The sequence below is a fragment of the Cryobacterium algoricola genome, from assembly GCF_004402485.1.
GTDB lineage: Bacteria > Actinomycetota > Actinomycetes > Actinomycetales > Microbacteriaceae > Cryobacterium > Cryobacterium algoricola.
The window spans coordinates 537,912-554,017 of record NZ_SOFG01000011.1 but is presented as its reverse complement, the minus strand read 5'-3'; the positions used below and the strand labels follow the sequence as shown (position 1 = coordinate 554,017).

Here is a 16,106-nt window from a genome sequence, read left to right as displayed (position 1 = left end):
TCGAGCTATCGAGTGGGACTGGCCTACGGCTCGAGGCGGGTCGGGCCGCGGAACAGGTAGGTGACCTCGCGGATGCTGGCCTGGTGCAGCATCAGCATCAGCACCCTGGCGAGGCCCATGCCGAAGCCGCCGTGGGCGGGAACGCCGTAGCGGAAGAAGTCCAGGTACCCGCCGAGCTCTTCCGGGTCGAGGCCCTTCTCGATCGCCTGGGCGGTGAGCACGTCGATGCGGTGCTCGCGCTGCGCGCCGGTCGAGATCTCGGTGCCGTTGAAGATCAGGTCGTAGCTGTTGGTGATGGTCTGGTCGTTCTCCGGTCGCATGTGGTAGAACGGGCGGATGCTCGCGGCGTAGTCGGTGAGGAACACGAACTCGTGCCCGTAGGTCTCGAGCACATACGCGGCGATCTGGCGCTCGCCCTCCGGGTCCATGTCGTCGTCGTCGCGCGGCACCTCATAGCCGCGGCTCTTGACGATTTCCTTGGCCTCGGCGAGGGGGATGCGCGGGAACGGCTGCGTCGGAACGGTAACCTCGACTCCGAACAGGGCCAGAACTTCCTCGCCGTGCTTGGCCTTGACGGCTGTGAAGCCGGCGACGAGGAGCTCCTCGTGCAGCTGCATGACGTCTTCGTGGCTGTCGATCCAGCTGATCTCGGCGTCGACGCTCGTGAACTCGGTCGCGTGGCGGCTCGTGAAGGAGGGGTCGGCGCGGAACGCCGGTCCGACCTCGAAGACCTTGCCGAAGCCGGCTGACTGCGCCATCTGCTTGAAGAACTGCGGGCTCTGCGCGAGGTAGGCCTTGGTGTCGAAGTAGTCGACCTCGAAGAGCTCTGCGCGGGACTCGCTCGCGCTCGCCATCAGCTTCGGGGTGTGCAGCTCGATGAAGTCGTGCTCGATCCAGTAGGTGCGCAGCGCGTGCTCGAAGGTGGTCTGGATGCGGAAGATGAGGTTCTGCTTCGGCTGGCGCAGGTCGAGGAAGCGCCAGTCGAGGCGCTTGTCGAGGCTCGAGTCTGCGGCGATCGGCGTCTCGGGGATGGCGGCGGTGACGACGGTGAGGCTCGCGAGCTTGATCTCGATGCCGCCGAGCTTGACCCGCTCGTCGTGCTTGAGTTCACCGGTCACGGTGATGAAGCTGCCCTGGGCGAGCGCGGAGATCGTGGTGGCCGGCTCGTCGGCGACGACGGCACCGTCGGCATCCGTCGTACGGGGGTTCACGAGCTGCACCGCACCCGACTCGTCGCGCAGCACGACGAACTGCACCTTCTTCTGGTCGCGCACCGTATCGACCCACCCCGAGACCGTCACGGTTCCGTTGGAGAGGGCGGCCAGGTTCTTGATCAATACGCGCGAAGTCACCGCATAAGTTTAGCTGCACCGGCTCTCGGCTAATTCATGGGCACCTCCTCCGTAGAATGAGCGGGTGGTAGCCAGCCAGATCCATCTCGTCCGTCACGGTGAAGTGTTCAATCCCGAGCGCGTTCTGTACGGCAGGCTGCCCGAATTCCGGCTCTCCGACCTCGGCTCGGCTATGGCCGCGACCGCCGCCGTCGACCTCGTGGAGCGCGGCCGGCCGGTGCGCCGCGTCATCGCCTCCCCTCTCCAGCGCACGCGCGAGTCCGCGGCTCCGATCGCTGCGGCCTTCGGCCTGCCCGTCGAAATCGACGAGCGCATCATCGAACCGACCAACAGGTTCGAGGGCAAACGGATGTCCGGCGAGCACAGCGCCCTCCGCGACCCCCGCAACTGGCCGGCCATGCTCAACCCGCTGCGACCGAGCTGGGGCGAACCGTACCGGGCGATCTCCGCACGGATGCTCGCCGCCATCGACGAGGCCTACAACTCCGTGACCGACGGCGACGTCGTGCTCGTCAGCCACCAGCTGCCGATCTGGATGGTGCACCGCGCCCTCGCCGGCGAACGGCTCGTCCATGACCCGCGCGGCCGCCGCTGCGCCCTGTCCAGCATCACCACACTGTCCTGGCGGGGTGAGGGGCTCGTGGAGATCAGCTACGCGAACCCGGCAGCCGACCTGCAGGCCGGTGCCACGGACGTAGGAGCGGTGTGAAGGCCGGTCCGGGAATCGAAACGCGCCCGCGGCGGCGCCGCGCCGCCGGGCTGACGCGCCTGGTCGGTCTGCTCGCGCTCGCCCTGGTGCTCACCGGTTGTTCGACCGACCCCCTCGCCGACCAGTACCGCGCCGGCAGCAACAAGGGCTTCATCGCCGGAGACGGCAGCGTCACGGAGATCGCAGCCGCCGATCGCGGAGCCGCCGTGGCGTGGAGCGGTGTCGACGAGACCGGCGCCGCCGTGTCGAACACCGACTACGCCGGAAAAGTGCTCGTGGTCAACTTCTGGTACGCGAGCTGCGCACCCTGCCGGGTCGAGGCCCCGGCCCTGCAGAAGCTCAACGCCGAGTTCTCCGGCAGGGGAGCCGAGTGGCTCGGCGTGAACGTGCGCGACCAGGCCGCGAACGCGATCGCGTTCAACCAGAGCTACGGCATCACCTATCCCTCGATCATGGACGTCGACGGCGGGGCCATGCAGCTCGCCTTCAGCGGCAGTATCCCGCCGAACGCGGTGCCGACCACGCTCGTGCTCGACAAGAGCGGCCGGGTCGCCGCGCGCATCCTCGGTGCCCTGTCGACGCCGTCGATCCTCGAGACCATTGTGCGCGACGCCATCGCCGAGGTCCCCGCGGCGTGAACAATCCCTTCGGCGAAATCGTCTTCAGCGGCCAGCTCCTGTTTGCGATTCCCATCGCGGTACTCGCCGGGCTCGTCTCGTTCGCGTCCCCGTGCATCCTGCCGCTCGTGCCCGGCTATCTGGCCTACATCGGCGGGTTCACCGACGGTCGGTCGACGGCCGGGCGTGGCGACCGGCGCGGCCGGAACCGGCTCCTGGCCGGCGTCGGCCTCTTCGTGCTTGGCTTCACCCTCGTCTTCGTGCTGACCGGGGTCGTCTTCGGCGCGGCCGGTTTCTGGCTCAACCAGTACCGCGACCTCGTCACCCGGATCGCCGGCGTTGTCGTGATCCTGCTCGGGCTGGTCTTCGTCGGCCAGTTCGCCGCCCTGCAGCGCACGGTGAAGACGACCTGGCGCCCGCGCGCCGGGCTGGCCGGCGCCCCCGTGCTCGGCGCGGTCTTCGCGGTCGGCTGGACACCGTGCACCGGTCCGACCCTCACCGCGATCAACTCGCTCAGCCTCACCACGGGCTCCCCGTGGCAGGGCGGCATCCTCGCGTTGTTCTACGCCCTCGGCCTCGGCATCCCGTTCCTGCTCATCGCGCTCGGCCTCAACTGGGCGACCGGGGCGGTGTCGTTCCTGAAGCGGCACGTCCGCGCGATCAATCTGTTCGGGGGCGTGCTCCTCGTCGTCATCGGCGTCCTCATGGTGACCGGCGTCTGGAATGCCTGGCTCCTCGACCTGCAAGGAGTGATCGGCAGTTATGTCCCGGCCATCTGACCACTACGATTCCCCCGCGCCGGCCCCGGCGTCCGACGATGTCACCCAGCCCAGGCTCGGCCTGATCGGCTGGCTGCGCTGGTTCTGGCGCCAGCTCACCAACATGCGCACCGCCCTGTTCCTGCTGCTCCTGCTCGCGATCGCCGCCGTGCCCGGCTCGCTCGTTCCCCAGCGCAGCTCGGACCCGAACGGCGTCACCCAGTACTTCGCGGACAACCCCGACCTCGCTCCCGTGCTCGACAAGATCCAGGCCTTCGACGTCTACTCCTCGGCGTGGTTCTCCGCGATCTACCTCCTCCTCTTCATCTCGCTCATCGGCTGCGTGATCCCGCGCACGAAGCACCACTTCCAGGCGCTCAGGGCCCAGCCGCCGCGCACCCCCGCCCGGCTCGTCCGGCTGGCCGGCTTCACCGAGCGCACCGCTCCTGCGGGCACGGATGCCGCGGCCGCGGTCGACTCCGCGCGCTCGCTCCTGAAGAAGAGCGGCTACCGCGTCGCCCTGTTCGACAGCGCCCCGCGCGGCGGTTCCCGGGAATTCTCGGCCTCCGCCGAGCGCGGCTACCTGCGCGAGACCGGCAACCTGGTGTTCCACTTCGCGCTCGTCGGCATCCTGATCACGGTCGGCTTCGGCAGCGGCTTCGGCTTCAGCGGCCAGCGGGTGCTCGTCGAGGGCCAGACCTTCGTGAACACCCTGCTCGCCTACGACTCGTTCAGCCCCGGCCGGTTCTTCACCGACTCGAGCCTCGAGCCGTACAAGCTCACCCTCGACGACTTCAGCGTCACCTACGAAACCCAGAACCTCAAGGCGTACGGCCAGGCGATCGACTACTCCGCCGCCGTGAGCGTCACCCGCCGCGGCGAGGCCCTCCAGACCGGCGTCGTCAAGGTGAACGCCCCGATGCGCACCGGCGGCACCGACGTCTACCTGCTCGGCAACGGCTACGCGCCCTCGATCACCGTCAAGGACCCCAACGGGGTCGTCGTCTTCACCGACGCGGTTCCGTTCCTGCCGCAGGATGCGAACCTCACCTCGCTCGGCGTGATCAAGGTTCCGGACGGCCTCAGCGAACAGCTCGGCATGATCGGCTTCTTCTACCCGACCCAGGCGGCGAGTTCGACGGGCGCCTTCTACTCCTCGTACCCGGACCTCGAGTATCCGATGCTCACCCTGAACATCTACTCGGGCGACCTCGGGCTGAATGCCGGGGTGCCGACATCCGTCTACTCGCTCAACACCGACAAGATGACCCGGCTCACCGGCGGCAAGACCGGCGTGAAGTCGCTCGAGCTCAAGCCGGGGGAGACCCAGCAGCTGCCGAACGGACTCGGCTCGGTCACGTTCAACGACGCGCACCCCGGCGCCGCCGCGAACGACTTCTCCGGGTCGGTGCTGCGCTTCGCGTCCTTCGACATCCACCACGACCCGACCCAGGTCTGGGTGCTGTCCTTCGCGGTCCTCGCGCTGCTCGGGCTCCTCACGAGCCTCTTCGTGCCGCGGCGCCGGGTCTGGGTCAAGGCGATCGAGCACGACGACGGCACACTGACCCTCGAGTACGCGGGGCTCGCCCGCGGCGAGGACCCCGCTCTCGAAGCCGCCGTGACCGACATCGCAGACCGTCATGGGCGACTGCTGGTATCCTCCACATCAGCCGTCCCGGCGACCGAACAGAATTAGGCTGACCACGTGAATCTCAACGAGCTCTCGATCCTGAGCCTGTACTCGGCGATGGCCGTCTACGCGCTCGCCTTCATTTCCTTCGCGTTCGACCTCGCCAAGCGCTCAGCGGCCGTGAAGACCGCCGACGAGGCCGCGGGCCTCGCGGCGCTCAGCGCCGTTCCGGTCGGTGTCGGCGCGGTCAACGGGATGCAGACGGCGGGCTCGACCGGAAACCTCGATTCGGGGAAGCCCGCGGGCACGATCGTCAACCGCATCAGCGCCCGGATCGCGAACGACGCGGCCACGCCGTACGGCCGCTCGAAGAGCCTGCGGATCGGCGTCTCGCTGACCGTGCTGGCCTGGGCGATCCACCTGATGGCGGACGTGCTGCGCGGCTTCGCGGCCGGCCGGGTGCCGTGGGCCAACATGTACGAGTTCGCGATGACGGGCACGCTGCTCATCGTCACGGTGTTCCTGATCGTGCTCACCCGCGCGGACCTGCGCTTCCTCGGCACCTTCGTGACCGGCATGGTGCTCGTTCTGCTCGGCATCGCGGCGCTGCGCTTCTACGTCGAGGTCGCCCCGCTGCCGCCGGCGCTCCAGTCGGCGTGGCTCGTGATCCACGTCTTCGTCGCCTCGCTCGGCACCGGGTTCTTCGCGCTCGGCTTCGCCCTCTCCGTGGTGCAACTGCTGCAGTTCCGGCGGGAGGCGCTCGTCGCGACCGCCGGCCGCGTGCGGCTGCGCTTCCTCGCGACGCTGCCCTCGGCCGCGACACTCGAGAACCTGGCGTACCGGGTGCACATCATCGGCTTCATCCTCTGGACGTTCACCCTGATGGCCGGCTCGATCTGGGCGGAGAAGGCCTGGGGCCGTTACTGGGGCTGGGACACCAAGGAGGTCTGGACCTTCATCATCTGGACCATCTACGCCGGGTACATCCACGCGCGGGCCACCCGCGGCTGGCGCGGCTCACGCTCGGCGTGGCTCGCGATCGTCGGGTTCAGCGCCGTGATGTTCAACTTCGGCGTCGTCAACGTCTTCTTCAAGGGACTGCACGCCTACTCCGGCCTCTAGCCCGGCATCCGCCCGCCTCGTCTCGCCCGACCGGCCCGTCAGTCGGCGAGCGGGGTTTCGGGGGTCTCTGCGGGCTCCGCGGCGAGCAGGGCGTGGCAGCGGGTGAGGCGGGCGAGCCACCAGTCGCGCCGTTCGGCGGATGCCGCGTAGCGGTCGAGCAGGTCGGCGTCCGGTACGACGCGGCGCACCGGGATGCGGCCGTCGACGGGCAACAGCGGGTCGTGGGTGACGTCGGCCGCGAGCAGCGAGGCCGTGCCGAGGCCGCAATCGAACTCGAGGCCGGGGATCGCGGCGGCGAGGTAGGCGCCCATCGCGATGCCGACCGAGGTGTCGAGGGCGCTCGAGACCACGACGGGCAGGCCGGCCTGCGCGACGAGGTCGAGTGCGACGTGGATTCCGCCGAGCGGCGCCGCCTTGATCACGAGGATGTCGGCGGAGCCGGTCGTCGCGACGAGCAGCGGGTCCTCCGCGCGACGCACGCTCTCGTCGGCGGCGACGGGGATGCCGAGGTAGTCGGCGGAACGGCGGCGGATCTCCGCGAGTTCTTCGATGCTCGCGCACGGCTGCTCGACGTACTCGAGGTCGAACTCGCCGAGGGCGTTCAGGGCATGTTCGGCCTCGTCGAGGTTCCAGAGACCGTTCGCGTCCACACGGATGCGGCCCTCCGGGCCCAGGACCCGGCGCACGGCGCGCACGCGGGCGACGTCGTCCGCGAGGGTCTGCCCGGGGGCGGCGACCTTCACCTTGGCCGTGCGGCACCCGGGAAAGCGGGCGAGGACATCCGCGACGAGCTCGGCGTCGATCGCAGGGACGGTCGCGTTGACCGGGATGCTTTCGCGCAGGAGCGCGGGGGTGGGAGTCCAGCCGAAGTCGATCGCGGCGCGCAGCCAGGCGACGGACTCTGCGTCGTCGTACTCGGCGAACGGCGCGAACTCCGTCCACCCCTCCGGACCGCGGAGGAGGAGTGCCTCTCGGGTATCGATTCCGCGGAATCGGGTGATGAGCGGCAACGCGACAATGCGGGCCGTTCCGAGCAACTCTGCGAGTGGGGGAAGCATGGTTCCAGTCTGCCAGCCGGGCGCGGGTGCGGCCGACCGGTCGCGACGCGGGCGTGGAGCCGCGCAGTGCGTCGCGCGCCAGATCCGCCGGTCCGCGCCAGGCATACCAGGCGCGAAGCGGCGCACGTGGTGCGCGGCCGGATCGCCGAGGCGGGCGGTGCGCCGGGTACGCGCGGTTAGAGGGAGTCGTGGTTGAAGGCGCCGTCGACCTCGAGGTCGAGGTCGTCCCCGTTGGTGGGTTTGACATCGAGGACCGCGAACGCGATGCCGGGCGCGATCAGGAGGTAGGCATCCTCGAAGCGGCCGCCGCCGCTGTTGACGGACAGCCAGTACGGCTGCCCGGACGTGACGGCCGCGCTGACCTCGTTGCGGACAGACTCGGCCGACCGCCCGCCGAGGGAGTACTGCTGGCCGCCATAGACGATGTCGATGCGAATCATGGTTCCTCCTTGGTCGCGAGCACGGATGTCGGCCGGTGCGGCTCCGGGACGAGCTGCAGGCCGCCCGAGGAGTTGGCGGTGAGCATGAGAGCCTCGACCCAGTCGCGGTTGAGGCTCGGCGAGCGTCCGCCGAAGTATTTGAAGGCGAGCGGGATGGCCGGATGCAGCCAGATCGTGCTTCGGCCGTCGCCTCCGGACGGGTCGTCCCTCCACGTGAAGTAGAAGCACTCTCCCCGGCGCAGCTTCGCTCCGATGACAACCTGGATGTGCGCCAGGATGCGATCATCAAAGTCGGCCGTCACCGTCGAGTTATAGGTGAGCTTTCCCATGATTCCCTCGTTGGCGCGTCATACAGAATTATCACTAATAATCGAGTCGCTGCCAACGCTCAATTCGGGGGGTACTGGAGAGCCGTGGAGTGGGTTCGGTCACGTGCGTGCCGACTGTCCGGGTGCTCCCGCACAGTCGGCACGCGCGCATCTGTGCGCGGGTCTAGTCGCGCAAGTACCGCTCGAGCCTGGGCACGTGCAGGAGGGCCAGCGCGCGCTTCTCTATTTGGCGGACCCGCTCCCGGGTGACGCCCTGGATGACGGCGATCTGGTCGAGGGTGCGCGGCTCGTCGCCGTCGAGCCCGAACCGGGCCTTCAGGATCGACCGCTCCCGCGGCGGCAGGGCGTCGAGGTAGAAGCAGATGTCCGCGGCACGCAGCGTGACCGTCGCGTACTCGTCGGGCTGGGGCAGGTCGTCGTCGATGATGAGTTCCGAGATGTCCCCGACGCCGTCGCCGACCGGGGAGTGCAGGGAGATCGGCTCGTTGTCGTACTGCAGCAGCCGCGAGACGTCGCGGATGGGGATCTGTGCGGCCTCGGAGAGCTCCTTGAGCGAGGGGTCCCTGTCGAGGGTGCTCGTGAGGTCGCGGCGGATGCGCTTGATCTTGTTGAGCTTCTCCGCGGTGTGCACGGGGATGCGGATCATCCGGGACTTGTCTGCCATGCCGCGGTGGATCGCCTGGCGGATCCACCAGGTCGCGTAGGTGGAGAACTTGTAGCCGGTCATGAAGTCGTACTTCTCGACCGCTCGCACGAGGCCGATGTTGCCGTCCTGGACGAGGTCCATGATCGGCACGCCGCGGCCGGAGTAGTGCTTCGCGATGCTGACGACGAGGCGAAGGTTGGCTTCGATGAAGTGGTTCTTCGCCCGGCCGCCGTCGTGGGCGAGCCAGGCCAGTTCCCGGGAGAGCTCCGGGTCGTCGATCCCGTGCGCGAGCTTCTCGGCGGCGAACAGGCCGACCTCGATGCGCCTGGCGAGGTTGACTTCGTCCTCTGCGCTCAGGAGCGGGCCCTTGCCGATGCGACGCAGGTAGTCGCCGAAGGCGTCCGTGGACGCCCGGCTATAGCGGGAGGCTGCGGTGCTGCCGGCCGAACGCGCGGATGAGCCGGCCGGGTTGATCGAGGGAAGTGGGGCGCGGTAGGAGTCGGGGGAGTCGAAGTGTTCGTGGGTCGGTGCGGACGTGTGCATGGTCACGGTCATGAGTGCACCGCCGTTCCGAGGGCATTCGGGCGTTTTCTGGTCTCATCTGCTGGGGCCGTGCGGATGTCGGTGGTGCTGCGGGTTCGGGTTGCCACGTCGTTGTGGAGTGGCAGGTCGTTCAGGGCTCTTGACGGTGTGTCTAGGTCTTTCATGACTACCTCCGGGTCTCACTCAGATCACAAGTACACATGGTGAAAATGGGGCGCTCAAGGGGGTTGACTTTGCCTCCACAAAAGGGGTATTTCTCATTTTTACCGGCGTGTCGCGTGATTTTCCGGGTTCCGGTATGTGAGAGCGCGGCCATCAGGGCTCGCGCCGTAGCTGCGCCCGCGCATCCGCCCCGGAACGCCCGCGCAGGGTGCGCCGCGTAGGCTTGCTGCATGATCGAACAGGTGTCTGAAATCTTCGACCCGAGCCAGTGGCAACTCGTACCGGGCTTCGAGGCCCTGACCGACGTGACGTACCACCACGACCTCACCGGGCAGATTGCGCGCGTCGCTTTCAACCGGCCGGAGGTGCGCAACGCCTTCCGGCCGCACACCGTCGACGAGCTGCAGGCCACCCTCGAAGACGCCAGGATGAACCCGCGCATCGGAGTCGTGCTTCTCACCGGGAACGGCCCGAGCCCGCGGGACGGCGGCTGGGCGTTCTGCTCGGGAGGCGACCAGCGCATCCGTGGCCGTGACGGCTACAAGTACGCGGAGGGCGACACCGCAACCGGCATCGACAAGGCCCGTGGCGGTCGACTGCACATCCTCGAGATCCAGCGACTGATCCGCTTCATGCCCAAGGTCGTCATCGCCGTCATCCCCGGCTGGGCCGCGGGTGGCGGCCACTCCCTGCACGTGGTCTGCGACCTCAGTATCGCGAGCGCCGAGCACGCCAAGTTCAAGCAGACGGATGCCAATGTCGGTTCCTTCGACGCCGGTTACGGCAGCGCATACTTTGCCCGTCAGGTGGGGCAGAAGGCCGCGCGCGAGGTCTTCTTCCTCGCCCGTGAGTACTCCGCCCAGCGCGCCCTCGAGATGGGCGCGATCAACGCGGTCGTCCCGCACGCGGATCTCGAGAACGAAGCCATCGACTGGGCCCGCACGATCCTGACCAAGTCGCCCACCGCCATCCGCATGCTCAAGTTCGCCTTCAATGCCGTCGACGACGGTCTGGTCGGCCAGCAGGTCTTCGCGGGAGAGGCGACGCGCCTCGCCTACGGCACCGACGAGGCCGTCGAGGGGCGCGACGCCTTCCTGCAGAAACGCGATCCCGACTGGGGTCCGTACGACTGGCAGTTCTAGTCCCGCTGTGACACGGATGCTCCGGGTCGTCCCCGTCGATCGGCCGCTCGACCTGCTCGACCTGCTCCGCGAGGCCCTCTCCGGGCGCGGCGACGCCCTGCTGCCCGTGCCCGTGCTCACGCCGACCCTGCCCGAAACCGACGCCTCGCGCGCCAGCAGCGCCGAATCCGATGCTTCCCGCGCCAGTTTCGCCGGTACGCACCAGGCACGCCTGGCGCGAAACGGCGCAACGGGAGCGCGCGTCCCCGTTTCTGCTTCGCTGCCCGTGACCTCGCCAGTGCCCGGGACCGTTCCGGACGGCACGGTCGTCGTCATCGAGACGAGCGGCTCGACCGGCGTGCCCAAGCGGGTTCTGCTCGGCGCGCCCGCCCTTCGCGCGAGCGCCGCGGCGTCGAGTGCGGCGCTCGGAGGACCGGGCCAGTGGCTACTCGCCCTGCCCGCCCACTATGTCGCGGGCGTCCAGGTGCTCATCCGCTCGCTCGAGGCGGGGACGACGCCGGTCGTACTCGCGCCGGGACACTTCGACCCGGCCGAGTTCTTGGCCGCGGCGACCCGGCTGACCGCGCCGCTGCGCTACACCTCCCTTGTTCCCGTGCAGCTCGCGCGCCTGCTCGACGCGGTCGACGCCGCCGCTGCTGACGCGGCGCCGCACGACGGTGGTGCCGTCGGCGCCGCGGACGAGGCCGCGGGACCCCTCGCGCTCCTGCGCCGCTTCACGGCGATCCTCGTCGGCGGCCAGGCCGTGCCTCCCGAACTCATTGCACGTTCCGCCGCCCACGGCATCACGGTCGTGCGCACCTACGGCTCCTCGGAAACGGCCGGCGGATGCTGCTACAACGGTCGCCCGATCGGCGACACGGTCGTGCGGGTCGTCGCCGGCGAACTCGAGATCTCCGGCTCCGTGCTCGCCGACGGGTACCTCGACGACCCGCTGCGCACCCACGACCGCTTCACCGAGGAGGACGGCGTGCGCTGGTACCGCACCGGCGACCTCGGCGAGGTCGACGCCGTGACCGGCCTCGTGCGCGTGCTCGGCCGCGCGGACAACGTGATCATCTCCGGCGGCGAGAAGGTCTCCCTCGACGCCGTCGAACGCGTGGTGCGCGCGCTGCCCGGTTTCGCCGATGCGGTTGTGATCGGGGCGACGGATGCCCGGTGGGGCCAGGTCCCGGTCGTCGCTGTCCCGGGGTTGCACGCCGAGGCGCCGACCCGGTCTGGGGTCGAGGACTCGCCCGCGTCGCGGGCCGCAGCTCCGTCCGTCTCCCCGGAGGCGTCTGCGGCCAGGCTCGCGGTCGTGAAGGAAGCCGTCGCATCCGTGCTCGGCAAGGCGGCCCGGCCCGCCCAACTGCTCCTCGTCGCCGAGATCCCCGTGCTTGCCTCCGGCAAGCCGGACCGGCGCGCCCTGCAGCGCCTCGCCGAGACCGGCAGCTGAACCCTGGCGCACTCGCGGCATCCTCTGATCAAGCGCCCGGTAACATGAAAACGTGGCACAGGGAGCGCGGCCGGTCAGGCCCAAAATGCAGCGATTGAATCCTTCGGAGACCCTCGGGGCGGCGGCGTCCGGTGGACAGCCGACCGGAAAGCAGACGGGGAAGCCCGCGGGCAAGCCCGCCGGGACCGGTCGATCGGGCAACCCCGCGAAGCGGAACGCCCCACAGGCGCACGGCCGTTCCGGATCGGCGACGGGATCGGCGACGGCCGGCGACTGGATCTCCGGCGCGCGCCTTCGCACCCTTCCCCTCGCGATCGCACCGGTCGCCCTCGGCACCGGCGCGGCCATCGTCGCGAGCGAGCCCGGCGTCTTCCACCCGGTGCGCGCCCTGCTCGCGCTCATCGTGGCACTCTGCCTGCAGATCGGCGTGAACTACGCGAACGACTACTCCGACGGTATCCGCGGCACCGACGCCTATCGCGTCGGCCCCGCCAGGCTCACCGGCGGCGGAGCGGCCAGGCCCCGGTCCGTGCTCACGGTCGCGCTCGCGTTCTTCGCGCTCGCGGCGCTCGCCGGACTCGTGCTCGTGATCCTGAGCGGCCAGTGGTGGCTGCTACTCGTCGGCGCGGCCGCGATCGTCGCCGCCTGGTTCTACACCGGCGGCAAGCGCCCGTACGGCTACTTCGGCCTCGGCGAGCTCTTCGTGTTCGTGTTCTTCGGACTCGTCGCAACCGCGGGCACGACCTTCGTGCAGGTCGGAACGGTGAACCTCGAGAGCTGGCTCGGCGGGGTCGCGATCGGCCTGATCGCCTGCGCCGTGCTCATGGTCAACAACCTCCGAGACATCGTCCCGGACAAGGCCTCCGGCAAGCGCACCCTCGCGGTGCTGATCGGCAACCTGCCCGGCCGCATCGTTTTCTGCGTGCTGCTGCTCGTGCCGTTCCTGATCGCGGCCTTCTTCGCCCTGTTCTACCCGCTGGCCTGGTTCGTGCTCTTCGTGCTCCTGCTCGCCCTTCCGGCGTGCCTGATCACCGTCACGGCGAAGACCGCCGCCGAGCTCATCCTGGCGCTCAAGCTCACGAGCTTCAGCGCGCTCCTGTACGGCCTGCTACTGGGCGCTGCCTTCGCGTTCTGAGGCCGGTGACGTTGCTGCCGGTACGGACGTTGCTGACGCAGCGGTCGTGACGGGCGCAGCGGATGCCGCGGCCGGCGTCGTCGCCTGGCCGGCGGCATCCGCTGCCTCGGCAGACTCTGCGATCTCTGCTGCCTCCGCGGCGTCGGCTGCGCGGTCGATGGCGGCGTCTTCCGACTCCGCGTCCGGGTGCACGACCTCAGCGGTCGGGTGCCGGGCCGTGTAGAGGTCGCGGGCGACCTGCTCCCGGGGCTTCCGCAGGAAGATATACGACAGGCAGAGGCCGATCAGTGCCGCGACGATGGCGGAGATCCACCAGACGATCGAAAGCATCAGCAGCACCGCGAGCGGGACTGCGAACATGAGGATGCGGTAGACCGAGTAGCTCAGCCAGGACGGGACAGCTTTCATGCTTTCAGCATAGATTGTGGTTCCGATCGTCAGATTTACCGACCTCTGCGTACTCACCGATCTCTCGGGTGACATACGTAGAATGAGCGGATGGTAAAGGTGTGGCTTGTCGTAGGAATTGCGGTCATTCTCGTGACCGTCTATGCGCTCGTCGAGTGTGTCACCTTCGACCGCAGCCGGATCCGCGGTTTGCCGCGCTGGGTCTGGGTTTTTGTGATCGTCCTGGTCCCCGTCGTCGGCGCTCTGCTCTGGCTGTTCATCGGCCGCGGCAGCAACCAGCGTTCGGCGCCCGGTCGCGGCGCAACGCGGCAGCTCGCCCCCGATGACGATCCCGACTTCCTGAAGAGCCTCGGCCGTGACCGTCTCCAGGAGGAGCGCATCAGCCAGCTGGAGCAGGAGCTCGCCGACCTCGACAAGCCTGACCCGAGCGACAAGCCCGATCGACCGGGCAAGGGCCAGAGCTCCGGTCCCGGCACGGGGCAGGCCGCCGGTCCGGCGAAGGGTCCTGCCGCAGCGGAGCCGAAGAAGACGACCGACCCTGGCGAGGGCGAACTGCCTGGCCGCCGGGATGCCTGACCCGATCCTGACCGACACCGCGGCCGTGGGCGGCACCGTGCTGCCGGGTGGCCCCGTGTCCTCGGGTGCCTCGGCGCCGCCGGACGGCACTGTACCCTCGGGTGCCTCGGCGCCAGCGGATACCTCCGCGTCCTTCAGCGATCCCGGGCCTTCCGGCAGTCCGGCGACCGATTTCAGCGTCGCCCTCCTCCGCGCGTTCGTGAGCCTCGGCATCCGTGACATCGTCGTGAGCCCCGGGTCCCGCTCGCAGGCGCTCGCGCTGGTCGCCGCGGAACTCGAACGCCTCGGACTGGTCCGCCTGCACGTGCGCATCGACGAACGCGGCGCCGGCTTCCTCGCGCTCGGCCTCGCAGTCGAGACCGACGTTCCCGCCCTCGTGATCTGCACCTCCGGAACCGCCGTCGCCAACCTGCACCCCGCGGTGCTCGAGGCCCATCACTCCGGGGTGCCCGTCATCGTGCTGACGGCCGATCGTCCCGTCGAGCTCCGCGGCATCCGCTCGAACCAGACCACCGTGCAGACCGGACTCTTCGGCGTCGCGACCCGGCTCTGCCTCGACGTGCCCGCCCCCGGTGCTGCCGCTGACGACGCCGGTTCTGCCGGTGCCGTTCGCGCTGCCGACGCCGTCCGGGCCGTCGAACTCGCCACCCGGGCGATGGATGCCGCGACCGGCGTCCGCTCGCTCGACCCCGGTCCCGTGCAGCTCAACCTCGCCTTCCGGGAGCCCCTCTCCGCCCCCGTGACCCTCGAGCGCTCCGCCGCCCCGCTCGCGACAGCCGGTGAGCCGTCGGTCGACGGCGGCCAGTCCGACGACGCGCCGACATTCGCGGCGTCGGGCAACGACGCTGCTGCGGGTGCTGCCGCTGCGGGCGACACTGCTCTGGGCGCTGCCACCCCAGCCGCCGCGAACGTTGCGGGTTCGAGCTCCGTTGCGTCGGGCACTGCGGTGGTGGGCGACGCGGCCGTTCTCGTTGTCGACGCGGGACCGCGCACTGTTGTGGTCGCCGGCACCGGCGCGGGGAGCGCCGCAGAGGAGTTCGCGCGGGCCGGTGGCTGGCCGCTGCTCGCCGAGGTGTCGAGCAACGCCCGCTTCGGGCCGAACCTCGTGGCCGCCTACCGCGAGCTGCTGCAGGCCGAGGACTTCGGCGGGCGGGTCGAACGCGTGATCGTGTTCGGGCATCCGTCGCTGAGCCGGGAGATCCCGGCCCTCATCCAGCGTGAGGACGTCGAGACGATCGTCGTCGCCCCGACCGGCGCCGAGTGGTACAACCCGGGGCACCGGGTGCGCACGTTCGCCCGCGCGGCGCGCGTCGGCGCATCCGCAACGGCTGCGGCGGAGACCCGCGACGGCCGGGCCTGGCTCGGCAGCTGGGTGATGACGAGCCGGCGGGTTCTCGACGCCGCGACCGACGAAGCGGATGTCCCCTTCGGCGCCCACGGGATGACCCGCGCCGAATTCGCCGCACTCCGCGCGCCCGTCACCCGGAGCATGCTCGTCGACGCCGTCTGGCGGGCTTCGTGGCCGCACGACCGGCTCGTGCTCGGCGCGTCCCGGCTGGTCCGCGAGGCGGACCGGCGCGTGCCGGGCAAGAAGATCGCCGTGCACGCGAACCGCGGCCTTGCGGGCATCGACGGCACGATCGCGACCGCGACGGGCATCGCGCTCGCGAGCCAGGCGTTCCTGGACGGCAGCGAGCCGCGCTCGACCGGCACGACCCGGCTGCTCCTCGGCGACCTCGCCCTGCTGCACGACGCGGGGTCGATGCTCCTGGTCCCGGGTGAGGCCCGGGCGCGGCTGCAGGTCATCGTCGGCAACGACGGCGGCGGAACCATTTTCGACGGGCTCGAGGTCGCGGCATCCGCCCCCGCAGACCAGATCAGCAGGGTGCTCTACACGCCGCAGAGTGTCGACCTTTCCGCGCTCGCCGCGGCGTACGGCTGGGAGTACGGCCGGGCAGCGACCCGGAGCGAGCTCGAGCGGGCGCTCACCGCACCGCCGCTCGGCCCGAGTCTGCTCGAGGTGCCGCTCACGCGCTAGGTTTTTCGG

16 protein-coding genes are annotated in these 16,106 nt (G+C 69.7%); 10 read left to right on the top strand and 6 right to left on the bottom strand.

The genetic code is table 11. The features are described from left to right. Nucleotides 1-23: 23 nt before the first annotated feature. On the bottom strand, nucleotides 24-1,352 hold the full coding sequence (gene aspS, locus E3O44_RS09345) for an aspartate--tRNA(Asn) ligase (RefSeq protein WP_166792594.1): 1,329 nt from the start codon (nucleotides 1,350-1,352) through the stop codon (nucleotides 24-26). A 64-nt stretch (nucleotides 1,353-1,416) separates the two neighbouring features. Between aspS and E3O44_RS09340 the strand changes: the two genes are divergently transcribed. Genes E3O44_RS09340 through ccsB form a run of 5 tightly spaced genes read left to right on the top strand, consistent with a single transcriptional unit; the run spans nucleotide 1,417 to nucleotide 6,188 of the window. Continuing rightward, nucleotides 1,417-2,061 carry a histidine phosphatase family protein gene (locus E3O44_RS09340; RefSeq protein ID WP_134534465.1) on the top strand — a complete coding sequence of 215 codons (645 nt, stop codon included), beginning with the start codon at nucleotides 1,417-1,419 and terminating at the stop codon, nucleotides 2,059-2,061. After that, nucleotides 2,058-2,699 carry a TlpA family protein disulfide reductase gene (locus E3O44_RS09335; protein WP_241976197.1) on the top strand — a complete coding sequence of 214 codons (642 nt, stop codon included), beginning with the start codon at nucleotides 2,058-2,060 and terminating at the stop codon, nucleotides 2,697-2,699. The genes E3O44_RS09340 and E3O44_RS09335 overlap by 4 nt, the downstream gene beginning before the upstream one ends. After that, nucleotides 2,696-3,457, top strand: coding sequence for a cytochrome c biogenesis CcdA family protein (locus tag E3O44_RS09330; protein ID WP_134534464.1), 762 nt, complete (start codon nucleotides 2,696-2,698; stop codon nucleotides 3,455-3,457). Before E3O44_RS09335 ends, E3O44_RS09330 begins: the two co-directional genes overlap by 4 nt. Then, the gene (resB, locus tag E3O44_RS09325) at nucleotides 3,441-5,132 is read left to right on the top strand and encodes a cytochrome c biogenesis protein ResB (protein ID WP_134534463.1); all 1,692 of its coding nucleotides are present in this window, start codon (nucleotides 3,441-3,443) and stop codon (nucleotides 5,130-5,132) included. Before E3O44_RS09330 ends, resB begins: the two co-directional genes overlap by 17 nt. Before the next feature lie 51 nt (nucleotides 5,133-5,183). Further along, entirely contained in the window at nucleotides 5,184-6,188 is a 1,005-nt protein-coding gene (gene ccsB, locus E3O44_RS09320; protein ID WP_134534874.1) for a c-type cytochrome biogenesis protein CcsB, read from the top strand. Nucleotides 6,189-6,226: 38 nt separating this feature from the next. Here the strand turns inward: ccsB and E3O44_RS09315 are convergent, their stop codons facing one another. The 4 genes from E3O44_RS09315 to E3O44_RS09300 all read right to left on the bottom strand — a co-directional run bounded on the left by E3O44_RS09315 (nucleotide 6,227) and on the right by E3O44_RS09300 (nucleotide 9,204). Continuing rightward, complete coding sequence (locus E3O44_RS09315; protein ID WP_134534462.1) at nucleotides 6,227-7,246, bottom strand: o-succinylbenzoate synthase; 1,020 nt, start codon at nucleotides 7,244-7,246, stop codon at nucleotides 6,227-6,229. Between the two features lie 176 nt (nucleotides 7,247-7,422). Then, a complete protein-coding gene (locus tag E3O44_RS09310) occupies nucleotides 7,423-7,686 on the bottom strand; it encodes a hypothetical protein (RefSeq protein WP_134534461.1) in 264 nt (87 codons plus the stop codon). Continuing rightward, on the bottom strand, nucleotides 7,683-8,015 hold the full coding sequence (locus E3O44_RS09305) for a DUF7882 family protein (RefSeq protein WP_134534460.1): 333 nt from the start codon (nucleotides 8,013-8,015) through the stop codon (nucleotides 7,683-7,685). The genes E3O44_RS09310 and E3O44_RS09305 overlap by 4 nt, the downstream gene beginning before the upstream one ends. 163 nt (nucleotides 8,016-8,178) lie before the next feature. After that, a complete protein-coding gene (locus tag E3O44_RS09300) occupies nucleotides 8,179-9,204 on the bottom strand; it encodes a sigma-70 family RNA polymerase sigma factor (RefSeq protein WP_134534873.1) in 1,026 nt (341 codons plus the stop codon). A gap of 392 nt (nucleotides 9,205-9,596) precedes the next feature. Between E3O44_RS09300 and E3O44_RS09295 the strand changes: the two genes are divergently transcribed. The 3 genes from E3O44_RS09295 (at nucleotide 9,597) to E3O44_RS09285 (ending at nucleotide 13,075) form a co-directional block, all read left to right on the top strand. Beyond that, nucleotides 9,597-10,508, top strand: a complete 912-nt coding sequence (locus E3O44_RS09295; RefSeq protein ID WP_134534459.1) for a 1,4-dihydroxy-2-naphthoyl-CoA synthase — start codon at nucleotides 9,597-9,599, stop codon at nucleotides 10,506-10,508. 16 nt (nucleotides 10,509-10,524) lie between these two features. After that, a complete protein-coding gene (locus tag E3O44_RS09290; protein ID WP_134534872.1) occupies nucleotides 10,525-11,940 on the top strand; it encodes an AMP-binding protein in 1,416 nt (471 codons plus the stop codon). Nucleotides 11,941-12,025: 85 nt separating this feature from the next. Beyond that, nucleotides 12,026-13,075: a 1,4-dihydroxy-2-naphthoate polyprenyltransferase gene (locus E3O44_RS09285; RefSeq protein ID WP_134534458.1), complete on the top strand. Its 1,050-nt coding sequence runs from the start codon at nucleotides 12,026-12,028 to the stop codon at nucleotides 13,073-13,075. Here the strand turns inward: E3O44_RS09285 and E3O44_RS09280 are convergent. After that, nucleotides 13,049-13,483 (bottom strand): DUF4229 domain-containing protein, encoded by a 435-nt coding sequence (locus E3O44_RS09280; RefSeq protein ID WP_134534457.1) that lies wholly within the window; start codon nucleotides 13,481-13,483, stop codon nucleotides 13,049-13,051. The genes E3O44_RS09285 and E3O44_RS09280 overlap by 27 nt on opposite strands. A gap of 90 nt (nucleotides 13,484-13,573) precedes the next feature. Here E3O44_RS09280 and E3O44_RS09275 point away from each other — a divergent pair, with 90 nt between their 5' ends. Both E3O44_RS09275 and menD read left to right on the top strand, forming a co-directional pair. Next, the gene (locus E3O44_RS09275) at nucleotides 13,574-14,059 is read left to right on the top strand and encodes a PLDc N-terminal domain-containing protein (RefSeq protein ID WP_134534456.1); all 486 of its coding nucleotides are present in this window, start codon (nucleotides 13,574-13,576) and stop codon (nucleotides 14,057-14,059) included. Further along, complete coding sequence (menD, locus tag E3O44_RS09270; RefSeq protein ID WP_134534455.1) at nucleotides 14,052-16,097, top strand: 2-succinyl-5-enolpyruvyl-6-hydroxy-3-cyclohexene-1-carboxylic-acid synthase; 2,046 nt, start codon at nucleotides 14,052-14,054, stop codon at nucleotides 16,095-16,097. Before E3O44_RS09275 ends, menD begins: the two co-directional genes overlap by 8 nt. Nucleotides 16,098-16,106 lie beyond the last annotated feature (9 nt).

Bases quoted from the DNA above. Each gene is read 5' to 3' on its own strand.
- resB (WP_134534463.1), top strand. From the start codon at position 3,441: ATGTCCCGGCCATCTGACCACTACGATTCCCCCGCGCCGGCCCCGGCG.
- ccsB (WP_134534874.1), top strand. From the start codon at position 5,184: ATGGCCGTCTACGCGCTCGCCTTCATTTCCTTCGCGTTCGACCTCGCC.
- E3O44_RS09315 (WP_134534462.1), bottom strand. From the start codon at position 7,246: ATGCTTCCCCCACTCGCAGAGTTGCTCGGAACGGCCCGCATTGTCGCG.
- E3O44_RS09310 (WP_134534461.1), bottom strand. From the start codon at position 7,686: ATGATTCGCATCGACATCGTCTATGGCGGCCAGCAGTACTCCCTCGGC.
- E3O44_RS09305 (WP_134534460.1), bottom strand. From the start codon at position 8,015: ATGGGAAAGCTCACCTATAACTCGACGGTGACGGCCGACTTTGATGAT.
- E3O44_RS09300 (WP_134534873.1), bottom strand. From the start codon at position 9,204: ATGCACACGTCCGCACCGACCCACGAACACTTCGACTCCCCCGACTCC.
- E3O44_RS09295 (WP_134534459.1), top strand. From the start codon at position 9,597: ATGATCGAACAGGTGTCTGAAATCTTCGACCCGAGCCAGTGGCAACTC.
- E3O44_RS09290 (WP_134534872.1), top strand. From the start codon at position 10,525: ATGCTCCGGGTCGTCCCCGTCGATCGGCCGCTCGACCTGCTCGACCTG.
- E3O44_RS09285 (WP_134534458.1), top strand. From the start codon at position 12,026: ATGCAGCGATTGAATCCTTCGGAGACCCTCGGGGCGGCGGCGTCCGGT.
- E3O44_RS09280 (WP_134534457.1), bottom strand. From the start codon at position 13,483: ATGAAAGCTGTCCCGTCCTGGCTGAGCTACTCGGTCTACCGCATCCTC.
- E3O44_RS09275 (WP_134534456.1), top strand. From the start codon at position 13,574: ATGGTAAAGGTGTGGCTTGTCGTAGGAATTGCGGTCATTCTCGTGACC.
- menD (WP_134534455.1), top strand. From the start codon at position 14,052: ATGCCTGACCCGATCCTGACCGACACCGCGGCCGTGGGCGGCACCGTG.